A 15,751-nucleotide genomic window follows, 5' to 3' on the forward strand; every position below is an offset into this window, starting at 1 on the left:
AGCCATTCATCATCCTAAAAAGTAAGCTGTACCTTGACGTTTCACGAGTTTAACCTGCACGATGACCTGCTGGCGGGCATCGATGCCATGAATTACCTGAATGCCACCCCTATTCAGGAACAAGCTATTCCGCGCATTCTGGAAGGCAAAGATTTGATTGCCTGCGCCCAGACCGGTACGGGCAAAACGGCGGCGTACCTGCTGCCTCTCATCGACAAGATTTCCCACGCCAAGCACGGTACCACCTCCACCCTCGTTCTGGTGCCCACCCGCGAGCTGGCCACCCAGATTGACGAGCAGGTAACCGGCTTCGGTTACTTCGTGGAAGCCAGTTCCATTGCCATCTACGGGGGCGGCAAGTCGGAGGGCTGGGAGCAGCAGAAGCGCGCCCTCACTTCCGGGGCCGACATTATTATTGCCACCCCCGGCCGCCTCATTGCCCACATGCAGATGGGCTACGTGAAATTTGAGGACCTGAAGTACCTGGTGCTGGATGAGGCCGATAAGATGATGGACATGGGCTTCTCCGATGACATCCTCAACATTGTGCGGCAGCTACCCAAGCAACGCCAGACGCTGCTGTTCTCGGCCACCATGCCCAACAAAATCCGCGACTTTTCAAAGCAGATTCTGAACCAGCCCGAGGAAATCCGCCTGGCTGTTTCCAAACCCGCCGCCGGCATCGACCAGCAGTTCTACATGGCGTTTGACCGCCAGAAGATTTACCTGTTGGAGCATATCATCAAAACCCAGGATGTGCAAAGCATGGTCCTGTTTACCAGCCAGAAAGCAGCCGTGGGCGGCATTGTGCGGGCCATCAACAAGCTGGGTATTGAGGCCCGGGGCATTTCGTCGGACCGTACCCAGGAGGAGCGCGAGGAAATCATGCGGGCCTTCAAGAACAAACAGTTCCCCATTCTGGTGGCCACCGACGTGCTCAGCCGGGGTATTGATATCGACTCCCTGAGCCACGTGGTGAACTACGACATTCCGCGCGCCGCCGAGGACTACGTGCACCGCATTGGGCGCACGGCCCGGGCTGCTACCAAAGGCACGGCCATCACCTTTATTTCCGACCAGGACCAGGACCGGGTAGTGAAGATTGAGAAGCTGATTGAGCGGGAGATTGACAAGCAGAACATCACCGAAGCGCTGGGCCTGGGCGAGGCACCCGAGTTCGACCCTAAGCGCTTCAGTGGCTTGCGCGGCAAAATTGGCGGCCGCCCCGAGCGCGGCGGCCGTTCCGGCGGCTCCGGTGCAGGTCGTGACCGGGGCCCGCGCCCCGAAGGTGGGGCCCGCCCGGAAGGTGGCCGCGGCCCACGGCCTAACCGCGGCGACGGCAAACCCGACGCCGACCAGCAGGCCCGCATTGCCCGTGCCGCCGCTGCCCTGGCCGCCCTGGATGCCGGCCAGGCCCCAGCCCAGCCTTACCAGCGCCCCCCGCGCGAAGACCGTCCCGAGGGTAGCGAAAACCGCCCCCGCCGGGAGCCCCGCGCCCCGCGCCCCGAAGGCGAAGCCCGTCCGCCCCGGGAGCCCCGCGCTCCGCGTCCGGAGGGTGAAGCCGCCGGGCCTCGGGCCGAAGGCGATAAGCCAGAGGGCCAGCGCCGCCGCAAGCGGGGTGGCCGCAACCGCTCGGGTCGGGGGCCCCGGCCCGAAGGCAGCACCACGGAACCGACCCCGGCCGCTGCTCCTGCCGCCCCAAGCGCCGAGTAAGTAGCACTTATTAAGCAAGAAGCCCCCGCTACGTAGTGTAGTGGGGGCTTTTTTGTCTATGAAGCTGTTCAGGAAGTCGAAAGCACGTCATGCTGAGCTTGCCGAAGCATCTCTACCGCTTCGTTGAATTACCATTGCAGTAGAGATGCTTCGGCAAGCTCAGCATGACGTGCTTTCGACCTTCTAAATAGCTTCTATACCCTTTGCGGGGCTATTGCCTAGGCGGCCGCTACTTTTGAGGGGATATGGTTGCGCGAGCCACCAGGTAGGCCGGTAACTTCTGAACAGTAGTATTCAGGTCGGTTATGTTGCGGGCCTGCTGGGCGGCGTCGGGGAGATGCCTATTGTAATTCAGAAAGAGATAGTACGCCAGCAAGCGGTTGTAGGTATCCAGATCTGGGTCGGCGACCAGGGCCAGCAGACGCTGCTCCAGCTGCCGGGGCTGTTTGGTTTCGGCCAGCGCCCGCCCCACCCGGGAAATGCTGCCGTAGTAATGATTCTGGCTGGGGTTCTGCATCCGCAGGCTGATTCCGACCAGCAGGTCCGTTACGTTGATATCCAGCTCCTCCAGCTCCCGCAGGTAGGTTTGCCGCTTTTCCCAGGCATAGCTCCCGTCCGACATGCGCTCAAACCGGTCGTTCATGATATCGAGGTGAGCCCGCAGGAATGTTTCCCAGTGCACGGCCTCGGCCGAGAGTTGGGCAATGCCCAGGGCGTGCAGACGGGGGCTGTTGTCCTGACTGCAGCCGCCTATTACGCGGCGGCTGCGTTTGAGCTGCAACGCCCGGGCCGGTGAATAGTACCGGGCCACGTATTCCTCCAGCTCATCAGTGGAGTTACCCAGGCTGGCATCATCAGTAGCCGCCTGTTGCAGCAGCGCCCGAAAACGGGGAGTACCTGCCAAGGCATCAACTTTCTGCAGGCGCAGGGAATCCCACTGCCGAAACGCCTGCCACCGGGCTTGCTGCTCTTCCTCCGACAGGTTATCGTGGTAGGCATCGTCTGGGCGGCGGGTTTGCTCGTGCACGTAGCGCAGCAACTGAACCTGGCTGTTGCTCTCCTTGGTCGGGAGCCGGACGCCAGTGCGCCGGGCCGTTTCCAGGTAAATCTGCGCCGTAGTGTCTACCAGGCAGTCGGCGTACTGTACCAGTGTGGCGTAGGCGCGGGGCAAAGGGGCTTGGCTGAGCCCCTGAGGGAAGTAGAAAGCCTCCAGGTAAGGCCCCCCATAGCCCTTTTTCTCCTGGTGTACCATCCATTTGCCTGCCGCAAGCTTATCCGCCGCTACGGGCCCATCAATGGTAAGGGAGTATTCGCCCTGGTTACGTAAAGGCAGGTTGCTGAATTCGGTGGAAGTCAGCTTACGGCCGTTGTGCTCCTGCTGCTCCTCAGCGGCCACTACCAGCAGGTCTGCCTCCACGGTGGCGGCCGGAAAACTCTTGCGGAATTGCTCGGGCGTAACGCCGGTTTTCAGTAGCTGCGCCGCTGCATCCAGATTGCCTTTTTCCAGCCGCAGGTAGCTGGCCTGGCCCTGCCACTGGCTCCGGTATGCCCGCCGCATCTCGCACACTTTGTAACGAAGGTTCAAAGAGTCGACAATACGGTGCAGCCGGCTCATTGTGCGCGGCGAATACAGCAGGCCACTGGTAGGCAATGTACCAAACTCTCCGACCTGGGCCGCTGGAGCCGTGGGCTGGGCCTGACAAGCTTGCAGCCCCAGCCACGCACAGGAAACAAGTATACCGATTTTCATACCATATGGCGGCGCACTACCGGGCCGCTACCGGGCTAAGGTTGAACACTTTCAACGATGCCCGATTAGCCGGTATTGCACACGGCGGCGCCCGGAAAATTTACCGGATACCGTCAACGGCTACAGCACCTGCCCCAGCCCGAACAGCAGCGTGAACACCAGCGTGGTGAGGGCCATGTGCTTGAGCAGCGGGTCGAGCTGCATACTTCCCTGACGCTGCCACACGGCCAAAGCATTGCGCACCAGCAGCGGGGCACTCAGCAGAAACAGCCACTGCCAGGGCGAGCGGTAAGTGAGCAGCACGTAGAGCACGGCGCACACCAGTCCGGCGGCCAGCAGCACTCCGTGGTACACGCGGGCCCGCTGCGGACCCAGGCGCACCGGAATGGTAATTTTGCCGGCCAGCGCATCAGAGCGGATGTCGCGGATGTTGTTCACGTTGAGCACGGCCGTGGCAAAGCAGCCCAGGGCCGCGGCGGGCAGCAGTACCGGCAGCGGCAGCGTGCCGGCCTGCAGGAAATACGTACCGCATACGCCCACCAGCCCGAAAAAAAGAAACACCGACACGTCGCCGAGGCCGGCGTAGCCGTAGGGCCGGGAGCCGGCCGTGTAGTTGACGGCCGCCCAAATAGCCGACAAGCCCAGCACGAAGAAGGCCCCGAAAATCCAGGCGCCGGCCGTGCCCAAGGCCACCCACAGCAGCAACAAGCCGCTTAGCAACGCAAGCACTCCGAACACCAGCATACCCCGCTTCATCTGGGCCGGGCTGATGGCGCCGCTCTGCACGGCCCGCTGCGGCCCTTCCCGGTGCACGCTGTCCGCCCCGTTCTGGGAGTCGCCGTAGTCATTGGCCAGGTTACTCAGGATTTGCAGCAGAATGGTGGTAAGGGCCGCCAGCCCCACCACACTGCCCCGAAACTGCCCGTTGCTGGCCGCCAGAAAGCCCCCGGCCATGATACTGGCCAGGGCCAGGGGCAAGGTGCGCGGCCGGAAAGCCGAAATCCAGGCGTTGGCGGGGCTGACGGACGCGGGAGCGGTGGGAGAAGTAGGTGCCATACAAGTAAAATTATGCCGTTAAGGCGACGCCCGGAGCAGTGGGGCGAACGGTGTGCTTCGGCCCCTATCTTGTGGAAGTGGCGCAGAGACGGGAGCTACAAAGTTCGCGCTACTTTCCTGCTACCACCGGGGCCGGGCCCGGTATTATACAGTTCGCGCTGGTCCCATTTCCAGGGTAGCTATGCGCTCGGCCGTCAGCTCCCGGAAATGTGCCACCACCAGATCGGCGTGGCTCAGGTCCTGCAGGGGGGAATGCTCACTGTTATAGCCGATGCAATAGATGCCGGCCGCCTTAGCCGCCGATACCCCGTTGCTGGAATCTTCAATAACCACGCACTGACTTTTGGGAGCTTCCGATAAGCTGGCCGCGTGCTCAAAAATGGCTGGATCGGGCTTGGAGCGCGGAAAATCCTCCCCGCTCACCAAATGAGAGAAGTAAGAACCCAGCGCAAACCGCCGCATTACCCGGTCGATGGTAGACCTGGAGGCCGAGGATGCCAGAATGAGCTGCAGGTGGTGGCGGTGCAGGTCCTCAATCAGGGTACGCACCCCGTCGAGCAGCTCCAGGTCCGGCTTTTCATCGAAGGCCCGGTTAAAGAACTCCCGCTTCATCAGCACCAGCTCATCCACGGCAGGCTCCAGCCCGTGCTTGTCCTTCAGGTGCTGGTATACGTTTTTGGTGGAGCGCCCCGTAAAAGTGGCATACTCCGCATCCGGCACCTCTATGCCCAGCTCCTCGAAATGCCGGTAGTAGGCGTAACGGTGCACGGGTTCCGTGTCAACGATAACGCCATCCATGTCGAAAATAACGGTGCGAACCATGCGGGGAGGGAGTTGGTAGAAGCACGAAGGTAATGCCGGCTAGCCGAAGGGGTACCCCAAAGCGGTGCTTCGGGGGTACCAGGGTTACGACAACCTTCGGGCAGCGCCAGGGTACCCGTTCAAGGGGCTCAACACTTACTTCAGGATGGCCGCCACCAGCTCCTCACTCATCGGCTTCACCTTTGAGGGATAAAACGCCACCACATGGCCGGTTTCATCTACCAGATACTTGCAGAAATTCCAGTTGGGCGCTTCACCTACCCGGCCGTTTTTCGCCTTGTCCGATAGGTACTTGTAAAGCGGGACGGCATCGTCGCCTTTCACGGAAACTTTGCCAAACAGCGGGAACGTGACGCCATAGTTCTTTTCGCAGAACAAGGATATCTGTTCGTTGGTACCCGGCTCCTGCCCCCCGAAGTTGTTGGCCGGGAAGCCCAGCACCGTCACTTTGTCGCCGTGTTTTTTGTACAGCTCCTCCAGCTCTTTGTACTGCGGGGTGTAGCCGCATTCGGAGGCCGTATTCACAATAAGGAGCTTTTTGCCTTTATACTGGCTGAGCTTTACTGCCTTCCCATCAATACTTTGTACGGTGAAATCGTACACGGTGCCGGTAGCAGCGGTGGTTTCTGTAGTGGTGGACATATCCGGGGTAATAAGGTGAGACGGGAAGGTAGCAAAGCCGGTAGCAACCAGCGCGCCCAATGCAACAAAGGCTTTCATGGGAGTGGAATGAGGGAAAAAATCAGTTGAGAACCAGTAACCCTGCGCAATGTTTGGTACCCTGGCTGCAGGAGGAAAGGCAGGACCATACGCACTGCCAGCGGGTTTGGAGCGGCCGCCAATGCCAAAAATCTGTACATTTGACCTTAACCGTGTCCGCATTCCACGTTTACTCTGCTCATGCGTAAGACTCTCCATTCGGTCATTACCGGAACGGGCAGTTACCTCCCCTCACAAGTAATCAAAAACGACGCTTTCATTACTTCGTCGTTTTATGACGCTGCCGGCAACCCGCTTACCAAGCTAGGGGCCGATATTGTGCAGCAGTTTGCCAGCATTACCGATATCCAGGAACGGCGCTACGCCGCCGATAATCAAGTAGCCTCCGACCTGGCTTTTCTGGCCGCCCAGGATGCGCTGCAGTCCAGCCAAACCGACCCCGAAACGCTGGACTGCATTCTGGTGGCCCACAACTTCGGCGACGTATCCTTTGAAAACCGCCGCTCCGACTTCGTGCCCACGCTGGCTGCCCGCGTCAAGCACAAGCTCGGCATCGAAAACCCACACTGTGTTGCCTACGACCTGCCTTTTGGCTGCCCCGGCTGGCTGCAGGGTGTTATTCAGGCCGACTACTACCTGCGCTCCGGTGATGCCCGGCGCGTGCTGGTTATCGGGGCCGAAACCCTCTCGCGCGTGTGCGACCCCCACGACCGGGACAGCATGATTTACGCCGACGGGGCCGGCGCTATGCTGCTCGAAGCCCGGGAAACCGATGCTCCGGTGGGCATTCTGGCCCACGGCACCCGCTCCGATACCCTTCAGGCGGCCCACTTGCTGCGCATGGCTAAGTCGTTTAACCCGGCATACACGGGCACGGAGCTGTTTCTGAAGATGGAAGGCCGCAAGCTGTACGAGTACGCGCTGAAAACTGTGCCCCAGGCCATCAAGGATACGCTTGATAAAGCAGGGCTGCCCATTACGGCCATGCGCAAGCTGCTCATCCATCAGGCCAACGGCAAAATGGATGAGGCCATTCTAAAGCGCCTGTACGCCCTGTACAACCTCGATGCGGTACCGGCCAACGTAATGCCCATGACCATTTCCTGGCTGGGCAACTCCTCGGTAGCCACCCTCCCCACTCTGCTGGACCTGCTGCTGAAAGGCCAGCTGCCCGACAACGACCTGCAGCCCGGCGACATCATTGTGTTTGCCTCGGTAGGCGCCGGCATGAACTGCAATGCCGTAGTGTATCAGATGTGAGATGGTGAAATTGTGAAGTGGTGAAATTGTGAAAGGACGTTCTAACTGCCCGTAAGGTGCAAGTAGAACGTCCTTTCACAATTTCACCACTTCACAATTTCACCTTTACGTGGTGCGTGGGGTAAGCCATTTTTCCAGGGCAATGGGCTGGTAAGCCAGCATAGCATCAAGGAGGCCGTGGGGGGTGGGGTGGCTGAGGAGCTGGTTGCGGTTTTCGCGGCGGAGCAGCGCTTCGTCGGCCATGTGGTCGAGGGCGCGGAGCAGATGGTCGTAGTAGCCGGCCACGTTGAGTACGCCAATGGGCTTTTGGTGCAGGCCTAACTGCCCCCAGGTGAGTACTTCGAACAGCTCCTCCAGGGTGCCGTAGCCCCCGGGCATGGCCACGAAGCCCTCGGCAAGGTCGGCCATCATCAGCTTCCGCTCGTGCATACTCTTCACAATGTGCAGCTCCGTAACGCCCCGGTGCTCCACTTCCTTAGCCACCAGAAAATCGGGAATGACCCCGATAACCTGACCGCCGTGGGCCAGCGCACTGTCGGCTATGGCGCCCATCAGGCCTACCCGCCCCCCGCCGTACACCAGCGTGATGCCCCGCTCAGCCAGAGTCTGGCCCATGACCCGGGCTTGTAGGGTAAATGATTCGTTGGTGCCGCTGTTGGCACCGCAGTATACGGCTACGCTCTTCATACGCAAATTGGACTCGGCCGGGCCTCATCCGTCATAAGTGACAAAAGAAAAAAACAGCAGCAACGCCAATTGCCGACGCTGCTGCTGCACTACAAACAAACTTGTGCGCGTCCTGCTGAGCGCAGCCGCAGCATCTCTACCGCTTTACTTGGAGTACTACCACAACGAAGCGGTAGAGATACTTCGGCTGCGGCTCCGCCTGCGCTCAGCATGACGGTCTGAGGGGACGCGCGCACCCCACGCGGTTTACACTACATCCGCTCGGGCACCTGAATGCCCAGCAGGCCCATGCTGGCCTTAATGGTGCGGCCGGTTTGGGCCGACAGCGCCACGTAGAATGAGCGGCTGGTTTCGTTGGGCTCGGTAAAGATTTTGATGTCGGTGTAGAAGCGGTTGTAGGCGCGGGCCACGTCGTAGGCGTACTGGGCCACCACGGCGGGCGAAAACGTGCGGGCGGCTTCCTGTACCACGCTGGCGTAGCGGCCAAGCTCCTGCACCATTTCGCGGGCGGCAGCGGGTAGTTCCGTCAACGTGCTCAGGTCGGCCTCCTGGCTGATGCCCATTTCAGCGGCCTTGCGCAGAATGGTGGCAATACGGGCGTGGGAGTACTGAATGAATGGCCCCGTGTCGCCTTCCAGCTTCACCGATTCCTCAGGGTTGAAAAGCATCCGCTTCTTGGGGTCCACTTTCAGCAGGTAGTACTTGAGCGCCCCCAGGCCCAGCATGTGGTAGAGCTGCTGCAGCTCCTGCTCGGTGAGGCCTTCGGTTTTACCTTTTTCGAGGGTGGCGGCCTGGGCGGCTTCCACCACTTCGCGCACCAGCTCATCGGCGTCTACCACGGTACCCTCCCGGCTTTTCATCTTGCCCGAGGGCAAATCCACCATGCCGTAGCTGAGGTGGTAGATGGCGTCGGCATAAGGCTTGCCCAGCTTCTGGAGCACCGCCCGCAGCACCTGCATGTGGTAGTTTTGCTCGTCGGCAATGACGTACACGCTCAAATCGTAGCCGAAATCCTGATACTTCAGCTCGGCCGTGCCCAGGTCCTGGGTAATGTATACACTGGTACCATCGGCGCGCAGCAGCAGCTTCTCGTCGAGGCCTTCTTCCTTCAGGTCCACCCACACCGAGCCGTCTTCTTTCCGGAAGAACACGCCCTTCTGCAGGCCTTCCTCCACCCGCTCCTTGCCCAGCAGGTAGGTACCCGACTCGTAGTAATACTTGTTGAAATCGACGCCTATGTTCTGGTAGGTAGCGTCGAAACCCTCGTACACCCAGCCGTTCATCTGCTTCCAGAGGCTTACTACCTGCTCGTCGCCGGCTTCCCAGGCCCGTAGCATGTCCTGGGCTTCCAGCATCAGAGGGGCCTGGCGCTTGGCCACGTCGGGCAGTACACCTTCGGCTTCCAGCTGACGCACCTGCTCGCGGTAGTGCTTCTCAAACAGCACGTAGTATTTGCCCGCCAGGTGGTCGCCTTTGATGCCGGCGCTCTGCGGGGTTTCGCCCTGGCCGTACTGCTGGTAGGCCAGCATGGATTTGCAGATGTGGATGCCCCGGTCGTTGACCAGGTTGGCCTTGGTAACGGTGGCGCCGGTGGCCTGCAGAATCTCGGCCACCGAGTAGCCAAGGAAGTTGTTGCGCAGGTGGCCCAGGTGCAGGGGCTTGTTGGTGTTGGGTGAGGAATACTCCACCACCACATTGCGCGGACCTTCTGTAGTGACGGGCGTGCCGGCTGGCTGCTGGCGGAGCTGCTCAAACGCCTTTAGCCACTCGGCATCGGCAATTTCCAGGTTCAGGAAGCCCTTCACCACGTTGTAGCCGGCTACCAGCGGGGAGTTGGCCACCAGCCACTCCCCTACGGCCTGGCCAATTTGCTCGGGGCCCTTGCCCAGGGTTTTGGTGAAGGGGAACGTAACGAGCGTAAACTGGCCGGCAAACTCCTTGCGCGTGGGCTGCAGGGCGAGTTGGGCGGCGGGCACCTCAGTGCCGAATACCTGTTGAATAGCGGCTCCGAGAGCCGCCTTGAGGGTTTGTTCGAGTTGTTGCACGAGAAAAGCGAAGGGCTGGAAGGCAACCGGACGCGCCGGCTCCCAGGCAGGATGTAGAGAAACTATCGGGTAGGCCAACGGGCGTAAGCAGCCCCCCGGGCCGGGGCCGCTACTTACGCCAGAAGTCGTCGTTGCCGAAGTTCAAAAACCGGTACCATAGAAACTTGCCCGGTATGCCTGAGCGGCGGCCGGGGCTGCAAAGGTAAAAACCTGCGCCGGAAGCCGCCCGAAAAAGTGCGGCGGCCCGCCTACCGGCCCCTGTGGCTGGCAGGCCGCGTTGGGGCGGGGTGCCGGGTGCCTAGTTATCCGTTTTGCTTCGGCCTCAGTGCCTTGCCCCGCGGCCGGCTATTTCCGACCTTGGCCACTTCACCTACCGCTTGGCCATGGCTACCTCCCTGCTCATCCTCACCGATTTTTTTCAGGCGGCCAACGCGGCGCTGAACTACGCCACCAACCTGGCCGCTCCGCTGGATGCCCGCCTAGTGCTGCTGCACGTGCGCCGCGACTCGGTGCTGGACCCCGAAATGTTTACCGGGCAGCTCTCCAACCTCAGCCGCGAAGCTATTCACCTGGCCCTGAGCAGCCTGGCCCGCGACCTGTCGGTGCCGGTGGTGGCGGAGGTGGGGCACGGGCGCGTGGCCTTTGCCGTGGCCGATGCCGTGAGCCGCCACCACCCCGCGCTGGTTATCCTGGGCCGCTCCGATACGCAGGGTACGCCCGATGAGCTGGTTACCATTACTGCCCTGGATATTCTGCGCACCGCCCCCTACCCCATGCTGGTAGTGCCGCACACGGTGCACAACCCGGCCCTGCCCCGCCGCGTGCTGCTGGCCACCGATGCCGGGGAGTTTACCCTGGGGCAGTTTGCCGGCACCGCCCGCCACCTGCTCAACGCCCTGCACGCCGAGCTGACGCTGCTGCACGTAACCTCCGAAGCCACCGACGACACTGGCGCGCTGGATTCCGTAGCGCGTACCGGCCTCACTGCCGACCTGACCACAGTGCACACCCGCACGGTAGCCGCCGCCACAGCTACCGAGGGTATTCTGGAGGTAGCCGAAAAGTATGATCTACTGGTGCTCATTGCGCGCCGCCGCAGTTTTCTGGGGCAGCTGTTTCACCACAGCGTCACGGCCGACATCATCCGCCGTAGCCCGGTGCCGGTGCTGGTGCTGCCGGCCCAGGAATAATAGAAAACAGCCTCACCAACGTGCGTTGGGAGGCTGTTTGTGGAAGAGTTGGCGTGGCAGCTGGCTATTGTACCGGCCGCACTACTATATCTACCCGGTTGGGGTGGTTGCCGGTAACTACAGGGTAGGCCTCATCGTGCAGGTAGAGCAAGCGGCCCCCGTCGGTAATGCGGGCCTGCACAGTGTACATACTGCCCGCCCCAATACCGGCCGGGTTGTAGTGCAGCACAAAGGCAAACGGTACCTGCCGCCCGTTGGGTCGGATGGTAACTGAATCAATGACTGTGGCGGCCACATCCTGCAAAGCCACATCCTGCAGCACCACGCGCACCACAGCCGTGGGCGGCAGGGCCATGCGGTTGCGGCAGGTAACGGTGCCCGTTACGGAATCACGGGCGGTAGCGGCGGCTGGGGCCTTGCTTCCGGCTGCCGGAGCAGTGGTAAAGGAAGGCGAGGCGGTGCAGGCGGCCAGCAGAACGGGCAGGGCCAGGGCCAGATAGTGCAGCAATTTCATGGCGAAGGAAACAAGAACGAAGGCGCAATAAACGGGTATTACGCCTTCATTCCGGCCGGAGTAGCATTTACCGGCTCACCACTTCCTCCAGCCGCAGGCGGTTCTGGATGGCATCGGTGGCGGCCTCCAGAATATCAAAGGCGTTGGTGGCCATGGTATTCATGTTGTCGAGAGTCGGGTTAATTTCCACCATCTCGAAGCATACTACCCGGTCGTTATCCAGCAGGGCGCGGCACAGGCTGATGGCTTCCTCCACGTTCAGGCCCTCCTCCACGGGGGTGCCGGTGCCTTTGCTGAAGCGCGAATCCAGGGAATCCACGTCGAAGCTCACGTACACCAGGTCGCAGAAGCGGAGCCGCTCGTATATCTCGCGGGCTACCTGCCGGGTGCCCTTGGCCTTCACCTCGTCCAGCTTGTAGTTTTTGATGCCCAGCCGCTCCATAATAGCATCTTCCTCGTGCTCAGTGTCGCGCACCACCACGTACACCAGGTGCTCAGGAGCCACTTTGGGGCCCGGCTCGCCCAGGTTTTTGAGCTTCTGCCAGAAAAACTCGGTTTCGGGCTCGGGGTGGTTGCGCTGGCAGGGGCGGTTATCGTCGCCCAGGCTGATGGCCAGCGGCATACCGTGCATGTTGCCCGAGGGCGTGGTGTAGGGCGAGTGAATGTCGGCGTGGGCATCTACCCACACCACGCCCAGCGTTTTGTGCGGGTAGGCCGCCTTGATGCCCGCAATGGTACCGGAGGCGTTGCTATGGTCGCCGGCCAGTACCAGCGGAAACTCCCCGAAGCGCAGGGTTTGCTCCACGGTGCTGGCAATGCCCTTTTGCACCGTGTAAATAGAATCGATGTGCTTGGCTTTCGGAAAATGATTTTTCTCGAAGAGCACGTGGTTCAGGTCCGGAATGGCCACGGAGTTGAACCGGCGGAAGTAGTCGGAGCCCTTGTTGAGGCAGGCTACTTTGAGGGCATCAATGCCCAGGCTGGCGCCACGGGTGCCGGCTCCGAGTTCGGAGCGGACCTCCAGAAGCTTAATGCGTCGCATATTACATTGGCAGAAAAAGGGTTAAGTGGTTTAGATGCTTGCCGATTGAGCGGGTGGGATTCCTCTCAGGCTTGACGCGCGCGGACCTTCCGGCGCAACCAACGAACAAAGCACAACCAAAACCCCCGCGAGGGGGTATCTTTGCGGGCACTAAGTTCGGAAAGTAAGTTGTCAGTTGCTAGTTGTCAGTTGTTAGTACTGTTCTGCTAATAACCGACAACTGATACCTGACAACTGGCAACTGACAACTCCCCACTCAATGGATACCTACCACTCCCTGATTTCCCAGACGTTTGACTTCCCCACCGACGAGTTTCACGTGGAGAATGATGAGCTGCGCTTCCACGGCATCGACCTGATGGCGCTGGTGGAAAAGCATGGCACCCCGCTGCGCCTCACCTACCTGCCCAAAATTAGTTCCCAGATTCAGCGGGCACAGGAGTGGTTCCGGGTGGGCATTGAGCAAACGGGCTACCAGGGCAAGTACTCCTACGCTTACTGCACTAAGGCCTCGCACTTCAGCTTTGTGGTGGAGGAGGCGCTGAAAAACGGCGTCCACATCGAAACCTCGTCGTGGTTTGATACCAACATCATCCGGGCCATGCACGCTAAGGGCCGGGTGCAGAAAGACACCTACATCATCTGCAACGGCTTTAAAACCGAGGAGTACAAGTACGAAATCACGCGCCTTATCAACGACGGGTTCGTGAATTGCATGCCTATCCTTGACTCACCGAACGAGGTGGACTACTACCACGACAACGTGCGCGAAAAGTGCAACGTGGGCATGCGCCTGGCCTCCGACGAGGAGCCCCGCTTCCAGTTCTATACCTCCCGCCTCGGCATCCGCTACACCGATGCCATGCCGCTTTACGAGCAGAAAATCAAGCACGACCCGCGCTTTGAGCTCACGATGCTGCACTACTTCATCAACACCGGCATCAAGGACACCAGCTACTACTGGTCGGAGCTGAGCCGGTTTGTGCACAAGTACTGCGAGCTGCGCAAGGTGTGCCCCACCCTCACCACCATTGATATCGGGGGCGGCCTGCCCATCCAGACCAGCATTCAGAAGGAGTACGACTACCCCTACATGATTGCCGAGGTATTGCGCACCATTAAGCGCATTTGTGAGGAAGAAGGTGTGCCGGAGCCGGACATTTTCACCGAGTTTGGCATTTTCACGGTGGGCGAGTCGGGCGCAACCATCTACTCGATTCTGGATGAGAAGCTGCAGAACGATAAGGAGCTGTGGTATATGATTGATGGCTCCTTCATCACCAACCTGCCCGATACCTGGGCCCTGAACCAGCGCTTTATTATGCTGGCCCTCAACAACTGGAACCGCAGCTATAAGAAAATCCAGCTGGGTGGCCTCACCTGCGACTCCCAGGACTACTACAACGCCGAGAAGCACATTTACCAGGTGTTTCTGCCGGAGCGCAAGCCCGCCACCGATGCCAAGCCGCTGTACGTGGGCTTCTTCCACACCGGCGCTTACCAGGAAAGCCTTTCGGGCTACGGCGGCGTGAAGCACTGCCTGATTCCGGCCCCCAAAATGGTCATTCTGGACCGCGCCGAAGATGGCACCCTTACCGACCGGGTATTTGCCGAAGAGCAAACCGCCGACTCCATGATGCGGATTCTGGGGTATCAGTCATAGAAGGCAGTAACCGCTAAAATTTGTACCCCGGAATTGTGCTCCAGGGTACACCTGCTGCTGTAAGTGCCGAATGAGTAGGCGGCGGTGGGCTGTTGCAGGTGGGCCGGAGTTCCTGTACCTTTACCCACGTACCCCCAAACAGCCGGGCCCGACCCGTTCACATTTTACTCTGTATGAAAAAAGTACTACTTCTGGCGTGTGTGGCCGGCCTTGGGCTGAGCTCTTGCAACAAAAAATCTCAGTGCCCTGCTTATTCAAGCACGAAAGATGCCGCCCGGGTGTCATCTACCATTGTGGCCCAGCATGGCACAGCCGCTGAGCGTCAGTAGCAGCACAACCTAAACCGGCTGTGGCCGATTCTACAAACCGCCATTCCTGCTACCGGAATGGCGGTTTGCATTTATCCAATAATAAATTACCTATTCAATACAACAATTTTAATACCTTGGAATCGTTAGACAAAAAATGTGGTTGTTTCTGAAGCACTTACATGCGCGAACCAGCCCTTCTTTTTGTCTTTTGCCATGAAAAAAATTTTCTTGTGGGGGTGCCTTCTGATAGGGGGAGCTTCTTCCTGCCGTAATCAATGTCCGGCGTATTCTTCCTCCAAGCCAGCCAACCGAATGGCCGCTCCGGTTATGGCCAGTATTGCTCCCGGCGGGCAGCAGCAGTAGCCACTTTCTTTATTGCCAGCAAACAGGCGCGGCTTCTCTGGCAGAGGCGGCGCCTGTTGCGTTACTGGTAGCCAGCTGTTTCCGTAGCCAGAATCAGGGTGGTGGCGGCGCGTAAATCGGCTACGTGGGGCTGATAGTCGCTCTGCTGCTCCGGTCCTACCAAAATACCCCGGATACCAACGCGCTGGCCCGCTTCCATATCCCGCAGCCGGTCGCCCACCATCCAGCACCGGCTGGCATCCAGCCGGAAGCGGGCCAGTGCCTTCTCCAGCATCAGGGAGCCGGGCTTGCGCGCCAAGGATTCGGAAACGTTTGGGTGGCCCGGGGCAAAGTAAAACGCATCAATCAGGCCTCCTACCGCCGTTTGCAGCTTCTGGTGGCAGGCCTGCACGTGGGCAGGAGTGTACAGGCCTTTCGCTATACCGGCCTGGTTGGTAACCACCACCAGGTAAAATCCGGCGGCCTTTAGCCGGGCCAGACTTTCGGGCACGCCCTCCGATACCACAAATTTGTCCAGCTCCCACACGTACTCCCCTATCTCGTTGTTCAATACTCCGTCGCGGTCCAGAAATACGGCTTTGTTCATGATGAAGAATGGCAGGTGACAGGTGGCAA

At 60.1% G+C, this 15,751-nt stretch carries 13 protein-coding genes; 4 read left to right on the forward strand and 9 right to left on the reverse strand.

Translation table 11 applies throughout. The annotated features are described in order from the left end of the window. Positions 1-87: 87 nt before the first annotated feature. The gene (locus EI290_RS13470) at positions 88-1,713 is read left to right on the forward strand and encodes a DEAD/DEAH box helicase (protein ID WP_125431273.1); all 1,626 of its coding nucleotides are present in this window, start codon (positions 88-90) and stop codon (positions 1,711-1,713) included. A 229-nt stretch (positions 1,714-1,942) separates the two neighbouring features. On the opposite strand, the gene EI290_RS13475 is transcribed toward EI290_RS13470, so the two are convergent. From EI290_RS13475 to EI290_RS13490, 4 genes are all read right to left on the reverse strand, one after another. Beyond that, the gene (locus EI290_RS13475; RefSeq protein ID WP_148103639.1) at positions 1,943-3,463 is read right to left on the reverse strand and encodes a hypothetical protein; all 1,521 of its coding nucleotides are present in this window, start codon (positions 3,461-3,463) and stop codon (positions 1,943-1,945) included. 120 nt (positions 3,464-3,583) lie between these two features. Further along, a complete protein-coding gene (locus EI290_RS13480; RefSeq protein WP_125431168.1) occupies positions 3,584-4,519 on the reverse strand; it encodes a 1,4-dihydroxy-2-naphthoate polyprenyltransferase in 936 nt (311 codons plus the stop codon). Between the two features lie 144 nt (positions 4,520-4,663). Next, positions 4,664-5,341: an HAD family hydrolase gene (locus EI290_RS13485; protein WP_125431171.1), complete on the reverse strand. Its 678-nt coding sequence runs from the start codon at positions 5,339-5,341 to the stop codon at positions 4,664-4,666. A 135-nt stretch (positions 5,342-5,476) separates the two neighbouring features. Beyond that, positions 5,477-6,061, reverse strand: a complete 585-nt coding sequence (locus EI290_RS13490; protein ID WP_317127473.1) for a glutathione peroxidase — start codon at positions 6,059-6,061, stop codon at positions 5,477-5,479. Positions 6,062-6,241: 180 nt separating this feature from the next. Here EI290_RS13490 and EI290_RS13495 point away from each other — a divergent pair, with 180 nt between their 5' ends. Further along, positions 6,242-7,321, forward strand: coding sequence for a 3-oxoacyl-ACP synthase III family protein (locus tag EI290_RS13495; RefSeq protein ID WP_125431174.1), 1,080 nt, complete (start codon positions 6,242-6,244; stop codon positions 7,319-7,321). A 105-nt stretch (positions 7,322-7,426) separates the two neighbouring features. Here EI290_RS13495 and EI290_RS13500 read toward each other — a convergent pair whose 3' ends face one another. Together EI290_RS13500 and argS are read right to left on the reverse strand one after the other, a co-directional pair. Beyond that, the gene (locus tag EI290_RS13500; RefSeq protein ID WP_125431177.1) at positions 7,427-8,008 is read right to left on the reverse strand and encodes an LOG family protein; all 582 of its coding nucleotides are present in this window, start codon (positions 8,006-8,008) and stop codon (positions 7,427-7,429) included. 251 nt (positions 8,009-8,259) lie between these two features. Next, positions 8,260-10,053 (reverse strand): arginine--tRNA ligase, encoded by a 1,794-nt coding sequence (gene argS, locus EI290_RS13505; RefSeq protein WP_125431180.1) that lies wholly within the window; start codon positions 10,051-10,053, stop codon positions 8,260-8,262. 383 nt (positions 10,054-10,436) lie between these two features. Between argS and EI290_RS13510 the strand changes: the two genes are divergently transcribed. Beyond that, positions 10,437-11,243 carry a universal stress protein gene (locus tag EI290_RS13510; RefSeq protein ID WP_125431183.1) on the forward strand — a complete coding sequence of 269 codons (807 nt, stop codon included), beginning with the start codon at positions 10,437-10,439 and terminating at the stop codon, positions 11,241-11,243. Between the two features lie 64 nt (positions 11,244-11,307). Here EI290_RS13510 and EI290_RS13515 read toward each other — a convergent pair whose 3' ends face one another. Beyond that, positions 11,308-11,757: a YbaY family lipoprotein gene (locus tag EI290_RS13515; protein WP_125431186.1), complete on the reverse strand. Its 450-nt coding sequence runs from the start codon at positions 11,755-11,757 to the stop codon at positions 11,308-11,310. 67 nt (positions 11,758-11,824) lie between these two features. Continuing rightward, positions 11,825-12,799 carry an arginase gene (locus EI290_RS13520; RefSeq protein WP_125431189.1) on the reverse strand — a complete coding sequence of 325 codons (975 nt, stop codon included), beginning with the start codon at positions 12,797-12,799 and terminating at the stop codon, positions 11,825-11,827. A 259-nt stretch (positions 12,800-13,058) separates the two neighbouring features. Here EI290_RS13520 and EI290_RS13525 point away from each other — a divergent pair, with 259 nt between their 5' ends. Continuing rightward, positions 13,059-14,462 carry a type III PLP-dependent enzyme domain-containing protein gene (locus EI290_RS13525; RefSeq protein ID WP_125431192.1) on the forward strand — a complete coding sequence of 468 codons (1,404 nt, stop codon included), beginning with the start codon at positions 13,059-13,061 and terminating at the stop codon, positions 14,460-14,462. Positions 14,463-15,197: 735 nt separating this feature from the next. Here the strand turns inward: EI290_RS13525 and EI290_RS13530 are convergent. Further along, the gene (locus EI290_RS13530) at positions 15,198-15,722 is read right to left on the reverse strand and encodes a D-glycero-alpha-D-manno-heptose-1,7-bisphosphate 7-phosphatase (RefSeq protein ID WP_125431195.1); all 525 of its coding nucleotides are present in this window, start codon (positions 15,720-15,722) and stop codon (positions 15,198-15,200) included. Positions 15,723-15,751 lie beyond the last annotated feature (29 nt).

The sequence above is a fragment of the Hymenobacter metallilatus genome (assembly GCF_003944705.1).
Classification (GTDB): Bacteria; Bacteroidota; Bacteroidia; order Cytophagales; family Hymenobacteraceae; genus Hymenobacter; species Hymenobacter metallilatus.

Excerpts from the sequence above, each read along its gene's own strand:
- EI290_RS13485 (WP_125431171.1), bottom strand. The coding sequence starts at position 5,341 with ATGGTTCGCACCGTTATTTTCGACATGGATGGCGTTATCGTTGACACG.
- EI290_RS13490 (WP_317127473.1), bottom strand. The coding sequence starts at position 6,061 with ATGAAAGCCTTTGTTGCATTGGGCGCGCTGGTTGCTACCGGCTTTGCT.
- EI290_RS13480 (WP_125431168.1), bottom strand. The coding sequence starts at position 4,519 with ATGGCACCTACTTCTCCCACCGCTCCCGCGTCCGTCAGCCCCGCCAAC.
- EI290_RS13530 (WP_125431195.1), bottom strand. The coding sequence starts at position 15,722 with ATGAACAAAGCCGTATTTCTGGACCGCGACGGAGTATTGAACAACGAG.
- EI290_RS13510 (WP_125431183.1), top strand. The coding sequence starts at position 10,437 with ATGGCTACCTCCCTGCTCATCCTCACCGATTTTTTTCAGGCGGCCAAC.
- EI290_RS13495 (WP_125431174.1), top strand. The coding sequence starts at position 6,242 with ATGCGTAAGACTCTCCATTCGGTCATTACCGGAACGGGCAGTTACCTC.
- EI290_RS13470 (WP_125431273.1), top strand. The coding sequence starts at position 88 with ATGAATTACCTGAATGCCACCCCTATTCAGGAACAAGCTATTCCGCGC.
- EI290_RS13515 (WP_125431186.1), bottom strand. The coding sequence starts at position 11,757 with ATGAAATTGCTGCACTATCTGGCCCTGGCCCTGCCCGTTCTGCTGGCC.
- EI290_RS13500 (WP_125431177.1), bottom strand. The coding sequence starts at position 8,008 with ATGAAGAGCGTAGCCGTATACTGCGGTGCCAACAGCGGCACCAACGAA.
- EI290_RS13475 (WP_148103639.1), bottom strand. The coding sequence starts at position 3,463 with ATGAAAATCGGTATACTTGTTTCCTGTGCGTGGCTGGGGCTGCAAGCT.
- EI290_RS13520 (WP_125431189.1), bottom strand. The coding sequence starts at position 12,799 with ATGCGACGCATTAAGCTTCTGGAGGTCCGCTCCGAACTCGGAGCCGGC.
- EI290_RS13525 (WP_125431192.1), top strand. The coding sequence starts at position 13,059 with ATGGATACCTACCACTCCCTGATTTCCCAGACGTTTGACTTCCCCACC.